Here is an 18,711-nt window from a genome sequence, read left to right as displayed (position 1 = left end):
AGGCCAAGGATGGCCGGAGCCGCGCCGGCGCCATGGACGGGTTCTTGCGCGGGAAGCCGGCCGAAGCGCGAAGGTCGAACCCTAGTTCGGTCGGCTAAGCGACCGGTACGAGGGGCAAACCAGCACTCCCCTGAGACAAACTGAGGATAACTCAGGGGGGGTCTGACGTATCCCCACTTTCGAGTTAACTTGAGTTAACTTGAGTTGACTGGAGTTGACTGGCGGTACCGGGTGCTCGCCTGAGTACATTGGCAACTCGCCGGGAACCGAACTTGGCGAGGACGAGCGCGGAGGCGGGCCGGAGGCCACGGACGGCCGAAGCCGAGGAGCGCCATGGACGGCGCTTCCAAGGGGAGCCCGCCGTAGCGCGAAGGCTGAGCCTTAGTTTGGTCGGCGAGGTGACAGTACGAACGGGGAGCACCCAGTACCGCCTAAGGGAAACTGGGGATAACTCAGCCTGAAGCAGTCAATACCGGTGCGTTCGTCTGGAGAGACGCAGGTGCATGGGTCTTGGCCAGTTCGGACGGGTCGGGGTCGAAGAGGCGCGCGGAAGGCGAGGGCACAAACCGGCCGTTGTGGATGCAGCCCGCATCGGCAGTCAGCCGGGGCCTTCTACCTCCTTGCCCTAGTGGGGGGGTCGTTGACCCCTAGATGTTGCTTTAATGCCTCCTGTAGCACCTGGGAAAAGTTGACCTTGCGGCTCTCGGCCAGGTCGTTAAGCCACTTGGGTATAGTTAGGGTTTTCTTGACCGCCCGGTTCTGAATCTGGTTCCTCACAGGTGGCATCCAGGCCTCCACCAGCATAATGGCCTGATTGGCCTCGGCTCGGATCCCCGCAGGAGGGCTGGGCTCGGGGATCGCGTCGCCATCCTCTTCTAGACCATACAGGTGCAGGGCCAGCGCTTCTCTAGCCATGTCTACGGCCTCGGCTACATCGCTGCCGCAGGTGAGGCACCCAGGCAGGTCGGGGAATTCTACCGACACGCCGTCATTGTCAAAGGTAAAAATTGCGGGGTAGACGTAGCGGTCCTCAGCCATCTTTCAAAGCCTCCTCTAAGCCAGCCTGCTTGAGGATACTCCTTACGGTCTTACTCGGAAGCTCCTTTCTGGGGTGTGGAACCGTCACCTTCCCGGGCCTCGCGGGATGCACAAGCTGCACGTGGGAGCCGACTTGGTTCTTGACCACCCAGCCGTGTTCCCAAAGAATCCGCAGGATTTCCCGGGAAGAACAGCGTTTCACTGCGTACCCACCCATGCGTAGGATAGCACGTATTCCGGTACGGGTCAAGCGGCCAAACGAGCGGTACGAGGGGAAACCGGGACTGCCGCGTTCGGCGGCGGGACCCCTTGACGCTGGCGGAAACGATGTGGTAGGCTTTTATCGCCGGGCGGGCGTGGCGGAACTGGCAGACGCGCCAGACTTAGGATCTGGTGGGTTCGCGACCCATGGGGGTTCAAGTCCCCCCGCCCGCACCAGCAGGGTCCACCTCGGCCGGAAGCCGGAGACGCCGAGGTTTTATCTTAACTGGTGATCGTAAGGGGGACGAAGGTCGCAACATGGAAGCATCGGTGGAAAGGCTGGAGAAGAACCAGGTGGTCCTGGAAGTTAAGGTAGAACCTCAGCGCGTGGAGAAGGCCCTGGATCAGGTTTACCGGTCCATAGCCAACCGGGCCAACATACCGGGCTTCCGGCGGGGAAAGGCACCCAGACGCCTGCTGGAAAACTATTTCGGCCGCGAGTACATCCTGAATCAAGCCCTGGACCAGGTCATCCCCGAGGCGTACGCCGAGGCGGTGGAAAAGACCCAGATCGAGCCCATAGACCGGCCCGAGGTAGAGCTGGTGCAAGCGGAGCAAGGCCAGCCTTTAATTTTTAGGGCCAGAGTAGAGGTAAAGCCGGAGGTGCAGCTCGGCGAGTACCGGGGCCTCACCGCCACCAAGCGGGTGCGCACGGTCGGCGAGGAGGACGTGAACCGGCAGCTGGAGAATCTGCGGGACCAGTTTGCCCAGCTGGTGGACGTGGGTGAGGACGGCCTGGCCGAGGGGGATCTGGCGGTAATCGACTACGAGGCCACGGTTGAGGGGAAGCCTTTTACCGAGAAGGGCGGCAAGAGCCGCGCGGTGATAGTGGGCGGGTCCCTGCCGGTGCCGAACCTGAGCCTGCAGATGGTGGGGATGAAGGCCGGAGAGGAGCGGGAAATACGGGTCACCCTGCCGGAGGACTACGCGGAGAAGCAGTGGGCCGGCAAGGAGGCCGTCTTCCGGGTGCGCCTGTCGGAGGCCAAGCGCCGGCAACTGGCCGAGTTGGATGACGAGTTCGCCAAGGACGTGAGCGAGTTTGAAACCCTGGAGGAATTGCGCGCCGACATCGCGAATAGGTTAGCCGAGGCCTATTCCCGCCAGGCGGAGCAGCAGGTGCGGGAGGAACTGGCGCAGAAGGCCGCGGAGGCGGCCACGGTGGAGGTGCCGGCTTCCTTGGTGGAGAGGCGGCTTGGTGCCATGGTGGCAGAGCTGGAAGACCGCCTGCGCCAGCAGGGCATGAACCTGGAGGAATACTTGCGGATGACTAACGGTACAATGGAAGACGTGCGGGCCCGCTTCCGCCCGGAAGCCGAGGCCGAGGTAAAGCGGGAGTTGGTGCTGGAGGCCATAGCTCAAAAGGAGGGGCTTAAGGTAGAGGAGGCGGAGCTGGACCGGGAAGTGGAAACCCTTGCCCAACGGTCCGGCCGGGAGGCGGCGGCGATCAAGGAAAGCCTGCCTCCGGAATGGCTGGAGGGGATGAGGCGGAGCCTATTGTACAGGAAGGTGGTTGACTTCCTGGTCGAAAACGCCAGCATAGAGGTGAGCGAGGCTTGAGCACGTTGATTCCCATCGTAGTGGAGACCACCGGGCGGGGCGAGCGGGCGTACGACATTTACTCCCGCCTGCTGAAGGACCGCATAATCTTCATCGGGAGCCCCATCGACGACCACGTGGCCAATCTGGTGATCGCCCAGCTGCTGTTCCTGGAGGCCGAAGACCCGGACAAGGACATTCACCTTTATATAAACACGCCGGGCGGGGCCATCACCGCGGGCATGGCCATTTTCGACACCATGCAGTACATCAAGCCCGACGTGTCCACCATCTGCGTGGGCCTGGCGGCCAGCATGGGGGCGTTTCTTCTGGCCGCGGGGAAGAAAGGCAAGCGCTTTGCCCTGCCCCACAGCGAGATCATGATCCACCAGCCCATGGGGGGCGCGCAGGGGCAGGCGGTAGACATAGAGATCCACACCAAGCGGATCCTGCGTATTCGCGACCGCCTGAACCACATTCTGGCGGAGATTACCGGCAAGAGCGTGGAGCAGATCGCCCGGGATACCGACCGCGACTACTTCATGACCGCGCAAGAAGCCAGGGAGTACGGACTGATCGACGAGGTGATAACGCGGCGCAGTCTGCCCAAGAAGTAAGGGCGAGCGGGGTGAAACCATGTATAAGTATACGGACGAGAAGGGGCAGCTCAAGTGCTCGTTCTGCGGGAAGCTGCAGGACCAGGTAAAGAAGCTGGTGGCCGGTCCGGGCGTATACATCTGCGACGAGTGCATTGAGCTGTGCAACGAGATTATCGAAGAGGAGCTCAGCGAGGAACTGGGCTACGATTTGGGGGAAATACCCAAGCCCAAGGACATCCGCGAGATCCTCGACCAGTACGTCATCGGCCAGGAGCACGCCAAGAAGGTCCTTTCCGTGGCGGTGTACAATCACTACAAGCGCATCAACCTGGGCGGCAAGGTCGACGACGTGGAGCTGCAGAAGAGCAATATCCTCATGCTGGGTCCGACCGGCTGCGGCAAGACCTTGCTGGCCCAGACCCTGGCCCGCATCCTGAACGTTCCCTTTGCCATCGCCGACGCCACCTCCCTTACCGAGGCCGGGTACGTGGGCGAGGACGTGGAGAACATCCTGCTCAAGCTCATCCAGGCCGCAGACTACGACGTGGAGAAGGCGGAGAAGGGCATCGTATATATCGACGAGATCGACAAGATTGCCCGCAAGTCGGAGAACCCCTCCATTACCCGGGACGTTTCCGGCGAGGGCGTGCAGCAGGCGCTGCTGAAGATCCTGGAGGGCACCGTGGCCAGCGTGCCGCCCCAGGGGGGCCGCAAGCATCCCCACCAGGAGTTCATACAGCTGGACACCAGCAACATTCTCTTCATCTGCGGCGGCGCCTTTGAAGGCCTGGACAAGATCATCCTGAGCCGCACCGGCAAGAAAGGCATGGGTTTCGGGGCCGAGGTGCGGGGCCGCCAGGAAGTCGGCCAGGTAGGGGAAATCCTGCGTCAGGTCCAGCCCCAGGACCTCCTGAAGTACGGCCTGATCCCCGAGTTCGTGGGGCGGCTCCCCATCGTGGTGGCCCTGGACGCCCTGGACAAGGAGGCCCTGGTGCGCATCCTGGTGGAGCCGCGCAACGCCCTGGTGCGGCAGTATCAGAAGCTGTTCGAGCTGGACGGGGTGAGCCTGGAGTTCACCCCCGAGGCCCTGGAGGCGGTGGCCGACGAGGCAACCCGGCGGAACACCGGCGCCCGGGGCCTGCGGACCATTATCGAAGAGGTAATGCTGGACGTAATGTACGAGGTGCCGTCGCGGGGCGACGTGACCAAGTGCGTCATCACCAGGGAGGTAATTCTGAGGCAGGAGAAGCCCCTGCTCCTGACCGTGGAGCGCAAGAAGAAAAAAGAAGAAACGGCCTAGTTCCCAAAGCGGCGAACACTTTCCCCGGCGCAGCAGCAGGTACCCCCTGCTGCTGTTCGATTCGGGGACGGTGTGCATTACCCGTCGAGGGGAACCGTTCCTGCGGACAGGTGGGCCGGCGGAAGGGCGAGAGGGGCATAAGATGGCAGACCGTGGCTCATAATATAGCCTGAACCTCTACGGAAGGGGCCGACGTATGCCGCAGTGGGATACGGGGATGGGCATTTTCGGCCTGGTGCAGCTCTTCTTCATCCTGGTAGTGGGGTTGTACTTCTGGAACCTGCTGCGCAGCCAGCAGGGCAGCCGGGTGGCCATAGAGAAGGAGTCGCGCAAGGAACTGGAGAAGCTGGAGAGGCTGCGCCGAATTTCCCTCACCGAACCCCTGGCGGAGAAGACCCGGCCGGCAAGCTTTGAGGAGATCATCGGTCAGGAAGACGCGGTAAAGGCCCTGCGGGCCGCCCTTTGCGGGCCCAACCCGCAGCACGTCATTCTCTACGGCCCGCCCGGGGTGGGTAAGACCGCCGCCGCCCGGCTGGTGCTGGAAGAGGCCAAGCAGAACCCGCAATCGCCCTTCCGCAAGGACGCCCGCTTTGTGGAGATAGACGGGGCCACCGCCCGTTTTGACGAGCGGGGTATTGCCGACCCGCTTATCGGCTCGGTGCACGATCCCATCTACCAGGGCGCGGGGCCCATGGGGGTGGCCGGCATACCCCAGCCCAAGCCCGGGGCGGTCACCAAGGCCCACGGCGGGATTCTCTTCATCGACGAGATCGGCGAGCTCCACCCCATCCAGATAAACAAGCTCCTGAAGGTGCTGGAGGACCGCAAGGTCCTGCTGGAGAGCGCCTACTACAGTTCCGAGGACAGCAACATCCCCGGCTACATCCACGACATCTTCCAGAACGGGCTGCCGGCGGACTTCCGCCTGGTGGGGGCCACCACCAGGCTGCCGGAGGAGATCCCGCCCGCCATCCGCTCCCGGTGCCTGGAGATCTTCTTCCGGGCGTTGCTGCCCGAAGAGGTGGCCGCCATAGCCCGCAACGCCGCCCAGAAGATCGACTGCCGCCTGGACGAGGAGGCGGTGGAGGTGCTCAAGTGCTACGCCACCAACGGCCGGGAGGCGGTGAACATGGTGCAGATTGCCGCCGGGCTGGCCATGACCGAAGGCCGGACCAATATTACCCGGGAGGACATGGAGTGGGTGGTGAACAGCGGCCAGTATTCTCCCCGACCCCAGCCCCGGATCGCTCCCGAGCCCGAGGTGGGCCTGGTCAACGGCCTGGCCGTGCAGGGGCCGAACTTGGGCATGTTGATGGAAATAGAGGCCAGCGCCGTTCCGGTACCCAAGGGACGGGGCCAGTTGGTGGTAACCGGGGTGGTAGAGGAGGAGGAGCTGGGCGGGGCGGACGGCCGGCGGGTGCGGCGCAAGAGTCTGGCCAAGAGTTCGGTGGAAAACGTGCTCACCGTACTGCGCCGGCAGGTGGGAATCGATCCCCGCCACTACGACATTCACGTGAACTTTCCCGGCTCGGTGCCCATCGACGGCCCTTCGGCGGGCATTACCATAGCCACGGCCGTATACTCGGCGGTCCACGGCGTGCCGGTGGACAACACCGTGGCCATGACCGGCGAGCTCTCCATCCGGGGCGCGGTGCGGCCGGTAGGAGGCATTATGCCCAAACTGGAGGCCGCCCGACAAGCCGGGGTAAAGAAAGTTCTCATCCCCCACGAGAACTGGCAGGCGAGCTTCCGACGCCTGGGCGAGCTCACGGTAGTCCCGGTCAAGACTCTTTCCGAAGTGCTTTCCCACGCCTTAGTCGAGGAGCCCCGGGGCCTGGTCCGGCCCTTCCCCCCTTCCCGCGCCCTCCAAGGCTAGCCTCCCATGGTCTGATCCACCCTAACCGCGTTTTGCCTTGTCATTTTGCCTGACCGAGGCAGCCCATGGGAAGACCCGACTGCTCTTCTCCGGTGCGGTGCCGGTGCCGCTATGAAATTGAAGGAAGTTATGCCTAATCTACCCTATGTGTTCATGGTGCTGAACTTCGCTGAAACCGGCCCCCGTCGAGGTCTTCTTGCCCGGCATTGCTGGCCGAGGTATAATGGCGTTGCGCCCCCAGAGGCACCCGCTGATCCCACCGCCACGCGGACGGAGGCGACGTAGGAGATGGAGGTAGCCGATCTAGCCGGGATTCGACGGATAGTGCTGGAGGGCCTAGCCGGCCGCAAGGTTCGGGTCTACCTTTTCGGGTCCTGGGCCCGGGGCGTGGCCACCCGCACTTCCGACGTGGACGTGGCGGTTCTACCCCTGGAGCCCCTGCCAGCGGGCCTCCTGAGCGCGGTAAGGGAAGCTTTGGAGGAGAGCGCGGTCCCCTATACGGTAGACCTGGTCGACCTCTCCCAGACCGATCCGGCTTTTCGCGCCCGGGTTTTAGAGGAAGGAGTACTATGGGCCGACTTGAGCAGCGCCGCGGGCGGGGTTGCAGGAGCCTTAATAAATGGCGTAGAATAAACGTAGGATTTCTGGGCGGATAAGGGGTGAAAGAGAATGCTACGGGTTCCACACGGCAGCGAAATACGCACCATACCCTTGCTTCCCCTGCGGGGCGTCGCGGTTTTTCCTCACATGGTCGTGCACCTGGACGTGGGGCGGGAGAAGTCCGTGGCGGCCATCGAGCAGGCCATGCTGGCCGACCGGCGCATCTTCCTGGCCATGCAGAGAGAGGCAGAAACGGACGACCCCGGCGAGGGCGACATCTTCGCCGTGGGGACGGTGGCGGAAATAAAGCAGTCGCTGAAGCTGCCGGGTGGCACCATCCGCATTCTGGTGGAGGGGGTGTCCCGGGGGATCATCCTGCGCTTCCTGCAGCTTGATCCCTACCTGGAGGTAGAGATTCAGGTGCCCGCGCCCTCTGCGGACCGGGACCTGGAAATCGACGCCCTGGTGCGGGCCCTCCTGGACCAATTCGAGGACTACGTTAAGAACAGCAAGAAAATCCCTCCGGAGACCGTGGTATCGGTGTCCAACCTGGACGACCCCGACCGGCTGGCCGATGCCATTGCCGCCCACCTCAACCTCAAGCCGGCCGACAAGCAGGCCCTCCTGGAGGCCTGGGAGGTCAAGGAACGGCTGGAGCTCCTGCTGCGCTTTCTCTCTCAGGAAATGGAGATCCTGGAGCTGGAGCGCCGCATAAACCTGCGGGTGCGCAAGCAGATGGAGAAGACGCAGAAGGAGTACTACCTGCGGGAGCAGATGAAGGCCATCCAGAAGGAGCTGGGCGAGAAGGACGAGCGGGCGGCGGAAGTGGAGGAGCTGCGCGAGCGCATCGACAAGGCCCGGCTTCCCAAGGAGGTAAGGGAGAAGGCGCTCAAAGAGGTGGAGCGCCTGGAGAAGATGCCGCCCATGGTGGCGGAAGCTACGGTGGTGCGTAACTACCTGGACTGGCTGCTTTCCCTGCCCTGGTCGGTGCAGACCAAGGACCGGCTGGACGTGGCCCTGGCGGAGAAGATCCTAAATGAGGATCACTACGGGCTCAAGGAGGTCAAGGACCGCATCCTGGAGTACCTGGCCATCCGCAAGCTGGCCCGCCGGATGAAAGGGCCCATACTGTGCTTTGTGGGGCCGCCCGGCGTGGGCAAGACCTCGCTGGGCAAGTCCATCGCCCGGGCCCTGGGCCGGAAGTTCGTGCGCATTTCCCTGGGCGGCATCCGGGACGAGGCGGAGATCCGGGGGCACCGCCGCACGTACGTGGGGGCCCTGCCGGGCCGCATCATCCAGGGGATGAAGCAGGCGGGGACCAGGAACCCGGTGTTTCTCCTGGACGAGATCGACAAGGTGGGGATGGACTTCCGGGGCGATCCCACCTCCGCGCTCCTGGAGGTTCTGGATCCGGAGCAGAACCACATGTTCAGCGATCACTATATAGAGTCGCCCTTTGACCTTTCCAAGGTGTTCTTCATCACCACCGCCAACGTGGTGCACACCATTCCCCGGCCGCTTCTGGACCGCATGGAGGTAATTACCATTTCCGGCTACACCGAGGAGGAGAAGGTGCAGATCGCCCTGCGGCACCTGCTGCCGCGGCAGCTCAAGGAGCACGGGCTTAAGTCCAAGCAGCTCACCATATCGGAGAACGCCATCCGCAGGATAATCCGGGAGTACACGCGGGAGGCGGGGGTGCGGAACCTGGAGCGGCAGATCGCCACCATTTGCCGCAAGGCGGCCCGGGATATAGTGACCGGGAAGGCGCAGGACGTCAAGGTGAGCAGCCAGAGCCTGCCCCACTGGCTGGGCATTCCGCGCTACCGCTACGGCGTCATCGAGGAGGCCAACCAGGTGGGGGTGGCCACGGGCCTGGCCTGGACCGAGAACGGAGGCGAGGTCCTGAGCGTGGAGGCCACGGTGGTGAAGGGGAAGGGCAACCTCACCCTGACCGGCAAGCTGGGCGAGGTGATGCGGGAGTCCGCGCAGGCGGGCTTCAGCTACATCCGCTCCCGGGCGCGGGAGCTGGAGATCCCGGAGGACTTCCACGAGAAGCTCGACCTGCACATTCACGTGCCTGAAGGGGCCATTCCCAAGGACGGACCCAGCGCGGGGATCACCATGGCCACCGCCCTGGTTTCATCGCTGACCAACCAGCCGGTGCGGCGGGACGTGGCCATGACCGGCGAGATTACCCTGCGGGGCCGGGTGCTGCCGGTCGGGGGGATCAAGGAGAAGGTGCTGGCCGCCCACCGGGCGGGAATCAAGACCGTGATCCTGCCCCGGGAGAACGAGAAGAACCTGGAGGAGATCCCGGCCAACATCCGGCGGAAGATGCAGTTCATCCTGGTGGGGCACATGGACGAGGTGCTGCCCCACGCCCTGGCCGACGGCCGCCCCTCGGCGGAGGCCGGCGCCAACTAGGCATTCTGGGACACGGACCTTCTGCGGAGTAGCACCGGATCCTGCCCAGATGGAGACTTCGGTTGGTTGCCTGTGAGATTTGGAGCTTCTCCTCGGGCGGGTAGCCCTGGTTTCTCCTCGTACCGGCCGCTTAGCCGGCCGAACTACGGTTCGAGCTTCGCGCTCCGGCGGGCTCCCGGCGGAGGCGCCGTCCGTGGCGCCCCGCCGCTTCGGCCGTCCGTGGCCTCCGGCCCGCCTCCACGTTCGCTCTCACCCAGTTCGGCACCCGGCACGCTTTAGGTACTCGGCGAAACCAGGGCTACCCGCGCGAAGCAACGACGAGTTGGGGGCGCCAACTCTTGACTTTGGCCGGCCGGCTCGGTAAGATGGAGCCGTGAAGCCGCCAGCAGACTCCTGCATCCGGCGGGATGCAAGGAGTTTTCTTTAAGGAGGACTCTTAAGTGCCCAAGAACCTGGCCGCCACCTACGATCACCGGGCCGTAGAGAAGAAGTGGTATTCCTACTGGGAGGACTCCGGGTTCTTCGCCGCGGCGACCGAGAGCCCCGCGCCGCCGTTCTGCATCGTCATGCCCCCGCCCAACGTGACCGGCTCCCTGCACCTGGGACATGCCCTGGACGAGACCCTCCAGGACATCCTGACGCGCTGGCGCCGGATGCAGGGCTACAACGCGCTCTGGCTTCCGGGCACCGACCACGCCGGGATTGCCACCCAGGCCCGGGTGGAGGAGGAACTGGCAAAAGAGGGCCTCAGCCGCCACGATCTGGGCCGGGAGCCTTTCCTCGCCCGGGTGTGGGACTGGAAGGAGAGGTACGGCCGGCGCATCACCGAGCAGCTGCGCCTGCTGGGGGCCTCCTGCGACTGGAGCCGGGAGCGCTTCACCATGGACGAGGGCTGCTCCCGGGCGGTGCGGGAGGTCTTCGTGCGCCTTTACGAGAAGGGGCTGATCTACCGGGGCAACTACATGATCAACTGGTGCCCCAAGTGCCACACGGTGATCTCGGACATCGAGGTGGAGCACGAGGAAGAGGACGGCTACCTCTGGCACATACTCTATCCCCTGGAAGAGGGCAGGGGCCACATCATCGTGGCCACCACCCGCCCGGAAACCATGCTGGGCGACACCGCCGTGGCCGTGCACCCGGATGACGATCGCTACCGGCATCTGGTGGGCCGCCGGGTGATCCTGCCCCTGGCGGAAAGGCCAATTCCCATCATCGCCGACGCTTACGTGGACCCGGCCTTCGGTTCCGGGGCGGTAAAGATCACTCCCGCCCACGACCCCAACGACTTCGAGATCGGCCACCGCCATGGCCTGGAGCAGATCGAGGTCATCGACCGCGGGGCGCGCATGACCGCCGCCGCCGGGGTCTACGCCGGGATGGACCGCTATGTCGCCCGGGAGGCGGTGGTGCGGGACCTGGCCGGAAGGGGCCTCCTGCTGCGGCAGGAGCGCTACCGCCACAGCGTGGGCCGGTGCTACCGCTGCGGCACGGTGATCGAGCCTTTGGTTTCCGAGCAGTGGTTCGTGCGCATGGAGCCCCTGGCCGAGCCTGCCCGGCAGGCGGTGCTTGAGGGCAGGGTCCGGTTCATTCCCGAGCGTTTCACCAGGGTCTTTCTTAACTGGCTGGACGGCATCCGGGACTGGTGCATTTCCCGGCAGTTGTGGTGGGGGCACCGCATCCCGGTCTGGTACTGTCAGGACTGCGGCCACACCATATGCAGGCGCGAGGACCCCGATTCCTGCCCGGCCTGCGGGAGCAAGAACCTCCATCAGGACGAGGACGTGCTGGACACCTGGTTCAGCTCCGCCCTCTGGCCCTTCTCCACCCTGGGCTGGCCGCAGAACACCCCGGATCTTTCCCGGTTTTATCCCACCACGGTGCTGGTCACCGGCCGGGACATCCTTTTCTTCTGGGTGGCCCGCATGATCTTCATGGGGCTGGAGTTCATGGGCGAGGTGCCCTTCCGGGAGGTTCTCATCCACGGCCTGGTGCGCGATGCCGAGGGGCGCAAGATGAGCAAGTCCCTGGGCAACGGGGTGGACCCGGTAGAGGTGATCGAGAAGTACGGCGCGGACAGCCTGCGCTTCATGCTGGTCACCAATAACGCTCCGGGCAACGACCTGCGCTTCAACTGGGAGCGGGTGGAGGCGGCCCGCAACTTCGCCAACAAGATCTGGAATGCCGCCCGGTTTGCCCTGCTCAACCTGGAGGACTACCGGCCGGACGGCATCGAGGCAGCAGAGGAGCTGCCCGACCGCTGGATCTTGAGCCGGCTGGGGGCCGTCACCCGCGAAGTGGGGTCCTACCTGGAGGAGTACGAACTGGGCGAGGCGGCCCGAGTCCTGTACGAGTTTATCTGGAGCGAGTTCTGCGACTGGTACCTGGAGATGGCGAAGCTCCGGCTCTACGGAGAGGATGCCGCCCGCCGGCACACGGCGCAGAGGGTGCTGCTCCAAACCTTGCGCGAGCTCCTGAAGCTCCTGCACCCCTTCATGCCCTTCCTTACCGAGGAGATATGGCACTACCTTCCCGATAGTGGGACCAGCCTGATGCTGCAGCGCTGGCCGGTGGAGCCGGGCCGGCCCGATCCGGCGGCGGAGGAAGCCATGGGGCTGTTGATGGAGGTTATCCGGGGCATCCGCAACATCCGGGGCGAGATGCGCCTGCTTCCCGGCAGGAGCGTTCCCGCCTACTTGGTGGCCGCCGAGGCCGGCACCCGCCGGGTGCTGGAAGAGGGCCGGGAGTACGTCCGCCGGCTGGCCCAGGCCGACCCGGTGCAGGTGGAGGCCGAGATGAACCCGCCGCCGCGCCAGGCGGCCGGGGCCGTGGCCCCGGGCGTGCAGATCTTCGTGCCCCTGGCCGGGCTGATAGACTTCGACCGGGAGCGGGAGCGGCTGGGCAAGGAACTGTCTGCGGTCAGCCGGGAACTGGGGCGCGCCCGGGAGAAGCTCGCCAACCCCGACTTCCTGCGCCGGGCACCGGAGGAAGTGGTGGCCCGGGAGAGGAGGCGGGCGGAGGAGCTCGCAGCCAAGGAGCAGGCGCTGCGGGAGCGCCTGGCCGTCCTGGGCTAGCCGGCGGCCGGTGCGGGGAGAAACCGGGACTGCCGGGAAGGAAAAGCGGGTGTCCGCCGGTCGGGTGTGGGGAGGCGGGACTTTGGACTACCGCGAAGCAGTAGATTACCTGGAGAGCCGCGGACGGCTGGGGGTAAACCTGGGGCTGGAACGCATCCGGCGGCTGCTGCGCCGCCTGGGCGACCCGCACCTGACCCTTCCGGTGGTGCACGTCGGCGGGACCAACGGCAAGGGCTCAACCGCGGCCATGGTTGCCGGCATACTGGAGGCGGCCGGTTATCGTACCGGCCTTTTTACTTCCCCCCACCTTGAATCCTATACCGAGCGCTATCTGGTGGACGGCCGGCCCGTCAGCGAGGGTGACTTTGCCCGGCTGGTGGAGAGGGTGAGGCCGGCGGCGGAGGCCGTGGCGGCGGAGGGCGAGGAGCCTACGGAGTTCGAGATCCTGACCGCCATGGCCTGGGTCTACTTCCGGGAACTCGGGGCCGAGGTGGCGGTGATGGAAGTGGGCATGGGCGGGGAGCACGACGCCACCAATGCCGTGCCCCAGCCCCTGGTGAGCGTGATTACCAACGTGGGGCACGACCACCTGGAGTATTTGGGCCCTACCGTGGAGGCGGTGGCCCGCACCAAAGCGGGAATAATCAAGCCCGGAGGTTACGCGGTCACCGCCGCCGAGGGCCGGGCCAGGGAGGTCATAGAGGAACGATGCCGCGAGGCGGGGGCCAGGCTCTTCGCGGTGCAGGACGAAACGCAGGTGAGAGAAGCGCGGTCGGCCCCCGGAGAGGGGAACGGGTCCGGGCCGGGTCAGTTGATTTCGCTGGCAGTGATGGGCCGGGAGTACCCCGGGCTGTTCCTGCCCCTCCTGGGCCCGCACCAGGTGGTGAACGCTGCCACCGCGGTCCTGGTGGCGGAGGTTCTCAACCGTTACCACGGGTACCGCCTGGGCCCGGAAGCGGTGGCCCGGGGCCTGGCCGCAGTGCGCTGGCCGGGGAGGCTCGAACTCTGGCCCACCCGTCCGGTCCTGGCGTTTGACGTGGCCCACAATCCGGACGCCGCCTTCTCCCTGCGCCGGGCGCTCGAAACTCTGGCCTACCGGCGCCTGGTACTGGTAATCGGGCTGCTGGCGGACAAAGACAGGGAGGCGGTGGTGGACCGGCTGGTTCCCCCGGCGGCGGCGGTGGTGGTTACGCGGCCCCTGAGCCCCCGGGCGGGTGACTGGGAGAAGGTGGCGGAGCTGGCCGCAGCCTACGGGAGGCCGGTTCACGTGGAGCCGGAAATAGGAAAGGCGCTGGACCTGGCCATGGGCCTGGCCGAGGAGCAGGATCTGGTGCTGGTTACCGGTTCGTTTTACCTGGTGGGCGCGGCTCGCGCCGCAGGCCGGGACCTGGTGATCAGGGCGTGACCCGGCGTAATTAACCGAGGGGGCAAGACATGAAGAACCCGAAGATTCCCGAGGCTACGGTGGTCCGCCTGTCCATTTATTCCCGGTATCTCGCCCGGCTGGAACAGCAGGGTGTTCCTACCGTTTCTTCCGGAGAAATTGCCCAGGCCGTAGGCGTGAGTGCCGCCCAGGTGCGCAAGGACCTGGCCTACTTTGGGGAATTCGGCACCCGGGGGGTAGGCTACGGGGTTAAAACACTGAACGCCCAGATTCTAAAAATCCTGGGCCTGTCCACACCGTGGTCGGTGGTGGTAGTGGGCGTGGGGAACCTGGGTTCCGCCCTGGCCTCCTACCGGGGTTTTGCCCGGCGGGGATTCCTGATCCGGGCGCTTTTCGACCGCGACCCGGCCAAGGTGGGCCGGATCCTGAACGGCCTTCCCGTCTACGGCCTGGAGCGGCTGCCCGAGGTGGTCCGGCAGGTAGGGGCGTCGATCGGTGTCATCTGCGTGCCGGCAGACCAGGCCCAGCCGGTGGCCGACCTCCTGGTGGCCGCGGGCATCCGGGGCATTCTCAATTTCGCCCCGCAGTACATCAGCGTGCCCGAACCGGTGCTGGTGCGCAACGTGGACCTTTCGGTTCACCTGGAAGTGTTGAGCTTCGGTCTGGTCCGGCGGGCGGAAGGGGAAAGGCCCGGGCTGGCGGCGGCCGGGAACCGGCCGGAGGAGTGAATGCCGTGGACGGTCTGCCTCCCCTGTATCTGGCCTCGGCCTCGCCGCGACGCCGGATGCTGCTTTCCCAGCTGGGGCTGTCGTTTACCGTGATCCCTCCCCGGCTGGAAGAGGAGGGCTACCTCGGCGGCGAGCCGGCCGGGGCGGTGCGTTTGCTGGCGCTGGCCAAGGCCCGTTCCGCCGCAGAAGGCCTGGAGGCGGGGCTGGTCATCGGCGCGGATACCGTGGTGGTCCTGGAAGAGGAAGTGATGGGCAAGCCCTCCGGCCCGGAAGAGGCCGGGGAGATGCTGCGGCGGCTGAGCGGCGCCACCCACCGGGTGCTGACCGGGGTGGCGGTGCTGAATGCCGCCGACGGGGAAGCCCTGGTGGATCACGAGGAAACTCTGGTTACCTTCCGCCGCCTGCGTCCGGAGGAGATCGAAGCCTACGTGGCCAGCGGCGAGCCCCTGGACAAGGCCGGCGCCTACGGGGTGCAGGGGCTGGGGGCGGTGCTCGTCCGCCGGATCGAGGGGTGCTACTTCAACGTGGTGGGCCTGCCTCTGGCCCGGCTGGCGGAGATGCTGGCCCACTTCGGCGTGAAGGTGCTGGGACGCTGACCGTGCTGCGGGTTGCTCGGCGGGAAGCCCTGGTTTCCCGCCGGGCCGGGCGGGCAACGACGGGCGGGAGGGAGAAAGGTGGAAGAGGAGCAGGGCCGAGGAACGGGCAGGAGGGGAAGAAACCGACGGCCGGGCCGGCCGGGTATCCCCGGCGCGGGTGAGGGGTTGATCCGGCGAGGTGGCCGGTCCCCGGATCCCGAACCGGGCGGGGCTCCGGCCGTAGGCGAGGGGACGGGCGCGTCGGCGGCCGCCGAGGCGGTTTCCCGGCCGACGCCGGAGGAGGTGCCGGGCTACCGGGTGGGTATCAAGGCCTTGCCGGAGGAGCAGCGGCCCAGGGAGCGCATGGCCCGGGTGGGGCCGGAGGCGCTTTCGGACGCCGAACTTCTGGCCATTCTCCTCCGCACCGGCTGGTCCCGGGAAAGCGCGCTGGAACTGGCGCAGAGGCTGCTGGCCCGGCCGCGGGGCTTGAGGTATCTGGCCCAGGTCAGCCTGGAGGAACTGGCGGCGGTAAAGGGGGTCGGGCCGGCCAAGGCGGCGCAGGTTAAGGCGGCGGTGGAGCTGGGCCGCCGGCTCTCGCGGGCCGCGCAGGCAGGCAGACCGCAGGTGCGCTCTCCGGCGGACGTGGCGGCGCTGGTAATGGAGGATATGCGCTACCTGGACCGGGAGCACTTCCGGACCCTTTCCCTCAACACCAAGAACCAGCTCGTGCACCTGGACACCATTTCCGTGGGCAGCCTGAATTCTTCCCTGGTGCACCCCCGCGAGGTCTTCAAACGGGCGGTAATGCACAGCGCCGCGGCGGTAATCCTGGTACATAACCATCCCAGCGGCGATCCCGCTCCCAGCGCGGAAGACGTGGAGGTAACCAGGCGCCTGGTGCAGGCGGGCGGGATTCTGGGGATCGCCGTGCTGGACCACGTGATCATAGGGGACGGCCGCTACGTCAGCCTCAAGGAAGAAGGGTTGCTTACACCGTAGCTGCGGCACCAGGTGGAGTTTCTGGTTCTTTCGGGCCTCCGCCGGGAGTCCGGGTTTCCCCCGAGTACCTAGAGCGTGCCGGGCACCGAACTCGGCGAGGGCGAGCGCGGAGGCGGGCCGGAGGCCACGGACGGCCGGAGCGGCGGGGCGCCATGGACGGCGCCTCCGCCGGCAGCCCGCCGGAGCGCGAAGCCTGAGCCGTAGCTCGTTCGGCGAGGTGACAGTACGAACGGGGAGCACCCGGGCCCGCCCCACGGCCAAATGCGGATCTCTAGCGATACCGGTGAGGAGGGGAAAGCCATGTCGGTTGCCGAAGAGGTGTTGAGCAAGGGAAGACGGGCCAAGGAGGCCGCCTACCTGCTGGCCGGTCTGTCCGCGCAGGTAAAGGACCGGGCGCTATTGGCCATGGCCCGGGCGCTGGAGGAGCGGGAAGGGGAAATCCTGGCGGCCAACGAGAAGGATATGGCCGCGGGGCGGGAGAAGGGCTTAAGCCGCGCCCTGCTGGACCGCCTGCTGCTCAACCCCGCCCGGGTAAGAGAGATGGCGGACGGGCTGCGGGCCATTGCCGCCCTGCCCGACCCGGTGGGGGAGGTTACCTCCATGTGGACCCGGCCTAACGGCCTGCAGATCGGGCGGCAGCGGGTACCCATCGGGGTGATAGGCATTATTTACGAAGCCCGGCCCAACGTTACCGTGGACGCCGCCGGGCTGTGCCTCAAGACCGGGAACGCGGTCCTGCTGCGCGGGGGTTCCGAGGCCATAAACTCCAATGCCGCGATAACCAGGGTGATAGCCGGGGCGGCGGAAGCGGAGGGAATGCCGGCGGGCGCGATCCAGCTGGTGGAAACCACCGACCGCGAGGCGGTCAACGTAATGCTCAGGATGCGCGAGTACCTGGATCTCTTGATCCCCCGCGGGGGCGCGGGCTTGATCCGCACCGTGGTGGAGAACGCCACCGTGCCGGTGATCGAGACCGGGGTGGGGAACTGTCACGTCTACGTGGACCAGGACGCCGATCCGGAGATGGCCACGAACATCGTGATAAACGCCAAGACCCAGCGGCCCGGAGTGTGCAACGCCATGGAAACCCTTCTGGTGCACCGGGAGATGGCCCCGAGCTGGCTTCCGGTGGTGGCGGCCCGTCTCACGGAATTGGGAGTGGAACTGCGGGGCTGTCCCCGCAGCCGGGAACTGGTACCCTCCATGAAGGAAGCTACGGAGGAGGACTGGGCCACGGAGTACCTGGATCTGATCCTGGCGGTCAAGGTGGTAGATAGTCTGGAAGAGGCCATCGAACACATCAACCGCTACGGTACCAAGCATTCGGAGGCCATCGTGACCAACAGCTACGCCCGGGCGCGGCAATTCCTGCAGCAGGTGGACGCCGCCGCCGTTTACGCCAACGCCTCTACCCGCTTTACCGACGGGTACCAGTACGGGTTCGGAGCCGAGATCGGCATCAGCACCCAGAAGCTTCACGCCCGGGGCCCCATGGGCCTGGAGGCCCTCACCACCATCAAGTACGTGGTGTATGGTTCCGGTCAGACAAGAAGTTAGGAGGCCAGCCTGCCGGGTGGTCTCCTAGCGGTTTAGATTCTGCTTCAGGGGGATGCCCGGAGAGAAAGTCACCACCCGGCGGGCGGGCAACATCACCTTCTCCATGGTCTTCAGGTTAACTGCCGGACGCGGCTTGCGGTGGGCGGTCCGGAAAGTCCCGAAGCCGACCAGCTTGACCTTTTCTCCCTGGCCCAGGCAGTCCTTAACCGTGGCCAGCAGTGCTTCCACCCCAACCCGGACCGCCTTTTTCTCCAGCCCGGTAGCCGCGGCTACCCGGGCAATGAGCTCACGTTTGTTCAAACTTTTCAACCTCCTCTTCCCGGCAGGCTGGCCGTCGTTTCCTGTCGCTTCCTATTCTACCAAGTCATCTTCTGTCAAACAATAGGACCTCCGGCCCTATCTTTTCTGGGACCCAACGGTTTGACGGCGGGTAATAAAGAGATTGTTCTGGTATGACAAACAGGGGTTCCGTTTTTGTACTTTAAGCGGAAGTTCCCGGGGCATTGGCGGGTGAATGCGTTGGGGCAGTTGGGTTTGCGGTCAGGCGAGATTTCAGCCTGGTGGCTACGGCAGAGGTAGGCCCAGGTAGGCAAAGATGCGGCGGTGCAGTTCGTCGGGCTGGGTGGTGAGGTTGAACTGCTGGCCGGTGACCTCGATGGTGTTGCGCTGGATCGTTTCCAGGTGCTCCATCAGTAGCTCAAAGGAGCACTCCTTCTCTTCGGCTAATAGCGGCTCCAAGGCCCGTATCATGTGCCAC

At 65.5% G+C, this 18,711-nt stretch carries 16 protein-coding genes and 1 tRNA gene; 13 read left to right on the top strand and 4 right to left on the bottom strand.

Annotated features, from left to right (window positions below; all coding sequences use genetic code 11):
* Window positions 1-612: 612 nt before the first annotated feature.
* Window positions 613-1,038 carry a type II toxin-antitoxin system HicB family antitoxin gene (locus tag NUV99_10515; protein ID MCR4420530.1) on the bottom strand — a complete coding sequence of 142 codons (426 nt, stop codon included), beginning with the start codon at window positions 1,036-1,038 and terminating at the stop codon, window positions 613-615.
* Window positions 1,031-1,240 carry a type II toxin-antitoxin system HicA family toxin gene (locus NUV99_10510; protein MCR4420529.1) on the bottom strand — a complete coding sequence of 70 codons (210 nt, stop codon included), beginning with the start codon at window positions 1,238-1,240 and terminating at the stop codon, window positions 1,031-1,033. The genes NUV99_10515 and NUV99_10510 overlap by 8 nt, the downstream gene beginning before the upstream one ends.
* 148 nt (window positions 1,241-1,388) lie before the next feature.
* Between NUV99_10510 and NUV99_10505 the strand changes: the two genes are divergently transcribed.
* The 13 genes from NUV99_10505 (at window position 1,389) to NUV99_10445 (ending at window position 17,954) form a co-directional block, all read left to right on the top strand.
* Window positions 1,389-1,476, top strand: a tRNA-Leu gene (locus tag NUV99_10505).
* A gap of 81 nt (window positions 1,477-1,557) precedes the next feature.
* On the top strand, window positions 1,558-2,856 hold the full coding sequence (gene tig / locus NUV99_10500) for a trigger factor (GenBank protein ID MCR4420528.1): 1,299 nt from the start codon (window positions 1,558-1,560) through the stop codon (window positions 2,854-2,856).
* Window positions 2,857-2,861: 5 nt separating this feature from the next.
* Window positions 2,862-3,452, top strand: a complete 591-nt coding sequence (gene clpP, locus NUV99_10495; GenBank protein ID MCR4420527.1) for an ATP-dependent Clp endopeptidase proteolytic subunit ClpP — start codon at window positions 2,862-2,864, stop codon at window positions 3,450-3,452.
* A 19-nt stretch (window positions 3,453-3,471) separates the two neighbouring features.
* A complete protein-coding gene (gene clpX / locus NUV99_10490; GenBank protein MCR4420526.1) occupies window positions 3,472-4,734 on the top strand; it encodes an ATP-dependent Clp protease ATP-binding subunit ClpX in 1,263 nt (420 codons plus the stop codon).
* Window positions 4,735-4,930: 196 nt separating this feature from the next.
* Window positions 4,931-6,610 carry an ATP-dependent protease LonB gene (lonB, locus tag NUV99_10485; GenBank protein ID MCR4420525.1) on the top strand — a complete coding sequence of 560 codons (1,680 nt, stop codon included), beginning with the start codon at window positions 4,931-4,933 and terminating at the stop codon, window positions 6,608-6,610.
* A gap of 288 nt (window positions 6,611-6,898) precedes the next feature.
* On the top strand, window positions 6,899-7,243 hold the full coding sequence (locus NUV99_10480; protein MCR4420524.1) for a nucleotidyltransferase domain-containing protein: 345 nt from the start codon (window positions 6,899-6,901) through the stop codon (window positions 7,241-7,243).
* 36 nt (window positions 7,244-7,279) lie between these two features.
* Window positions 7,280-9,637 (top strand): endopeptidase La, encoded by a 2,358-nt coding sequence (gene lon / locus NUV99_10475; GenBank protein ID MCR4420523.1) that lies wholly within the window; start codon window positions 7,280-7,282, stop codon window positions 9,635-9,637.
* 440 nt (window positions 9,638-10,077) lie between these two features.
* Window positions 10,078-12,711 (top strand): valine--tRNA ligase, encoded by a 2,634-nt coding sequence (locus NUV99_10470; protein MCR4420522.1) that lies wholly within the window; start codon window positions 10,078-10,080, stop codon window positions 12,709-12,711.
* 49 nt (window positions 12,712-12,760) lie between these two features.
* Window positions 12,761-14,116, top strand: a complete 1,356-nt coding sequence (locus NUV99_10465) for a bifunctional folylpolyglutamate synthase/dihydrofolate synthase (protein ID MCR4420521.1) — start codon at window positions 12,761-12,763, stop codon at window positions 14,114-14,116.
* A gap of 29 nt (window positions 14,117-14,145) precedes the next feature.
* Complete coding sequence (locus tag NUV99_10460; GenBank protein MCR4420520.1) at window positions 14,146-14,823, top strand: redox-sensing transcriptional repressor Rex; 678 nt, start codon at window positions 14,146-14,148, stop codon at window positions 14,821-14,823.
* A gap of 14 nt (window positions 14,824-14,837) precedes the next feature.
* Window positions 14,838-15,419 carry a Maf family protein gene (locus NUV99_10455; GenBank protein ID MCR4420519.1) on the top strand — a complete coding sequence of 194 codons (582 nt, stop codon included), beginning with the start codon at window positions 14,838-14,840 and terminating at the stop codon, window positions 15,417-15,419.
* Between the two features lie 342 nt (window positions 15,420-15,761).
* On the top strand, window positions 15,762-16,397 hold the full coding sequence (radC, locus tag NUV99_10450; GenBank protein ID MCR4420518.1) for a DNA repair protein RadC: 636 nt from the start codon (window positions 15,762-15,764) through the stop codon (window positions 16,395-16,397).
* A gap of 300 nt (window positions 16,398-16,697) precedes the next feature.
* Window positions 16,698-17,954, top strand: coding sequence for a glutamate-5-semialdehyde dehydrogenase (locus NUV99_10445; GenBank protein ID MCR4420517.1), 1,257 nt, complete (start codon window positions 16,698-16,700; stop codon window positions 17,952-17,954).
* A gap of 24 nt (window positions 17,955-17,978) precedes the next feature.
* Here NUV99_10445 and NUV99_10440 read toward each other — a convergent pair whose 3' ends face one another.
* Both NUV99_10440 and NUV99_10435 read right to left on the bottom strand, forming a co-directional pair.
* Window positions 17,979-18,254 (bottom strand): HU family DNA-binding protein, encoded by a 276-nt coding sequence (locus NUV99_10440; GenBank protein ID MCR4420516.1) that lies wholly within the window; start codon window positions 18,252-18,254, stop codon window positions 17,979-17,981.
* A gap of 264 nt (window positions 18,255-18,518) precedes the next feature.
* A partial coding sequence (locus NUV99_10435) for a hypothetical protein (GenBank protein ID MCR4420515.1) occupies window positions 18,519-18,711 on the bottom strand: 193 nt, incomplete at its 5' end.

Source organism: Clostridia bacterium, from assembly GCA_024653205.1.
Lineage (GTDB): Bacteria > Bacillota > DSM-521 > Neomoorellales > SLTJ01 > JANLFO01.
The sequence above is the reverse complement of the archived record's forward strand: the minus strand, read 5'-3'. Positions and strand labels throughout refer to the sequence as shown.

Bases quoted from the DNA above. Each gene is read 5' to 3' on its own strand.
- NUV99_10515 (MCR4420530.1), bottom strand. From the start codon at position 1,038: ATGGCTGAGGACCGCTACGTCTACCCCGCAATTTTTACCTTTGACAAT.
- tig (MCR4420528.1), top strand. From the start codon at position 1,558: ATGGAAGCATCGGTGGAAAGGCTGGAGAAGAACCAGGTGGTCCTGGAA.
- clpX (MCR4420526.1), top strand. From the start codon at position 3,472: ATGTATAAGTATACGGACGAGAAGGGGCAGCTCAAGTGCTCGTTCTGC.
- lonB (MCR4420525.1), top strand. From the start codon at position 4,931: ATGCCGCAGTGGGATACGGGGATGGGCATTTTCGGCCTGGTGCAGCTC.
- NUV99_10480 (MCR4420524.1), top strand. From the start codon at position 6,899: ATGGAGGTAGCCGATCTAGCCGGGATTCGACGGATAGTGCTGGAGGGC.
- lon (MCR4420523.1), top strand. From the start codon at position 7,280: ATGCTACGGGTTCCACACGGCAGCGAAATACGCACCATACCCTTGCTT.
- NUV99_10460 (MCR4420520.1), top strand. From the start codon at position 14,146: ATGAAGAACCCGAAGATTCCCGAGGCTACGGTGGTCCGCCTGTCCATT.
- radC (MCR4420518.1), top strand. From the start codon at position 15,762: ATGGCCCGGGTGGGGCCGGAGGCGCTTTCGGACGCCGAACTTCTGGCC.
- NUV99_10445 (MCR4420517.1), top strand. From the start codon at position 16,698: ATGTCGGTTGCCGAAGAGGTGTTGAGCAAGGGAAGACGGGCCAAGGAG.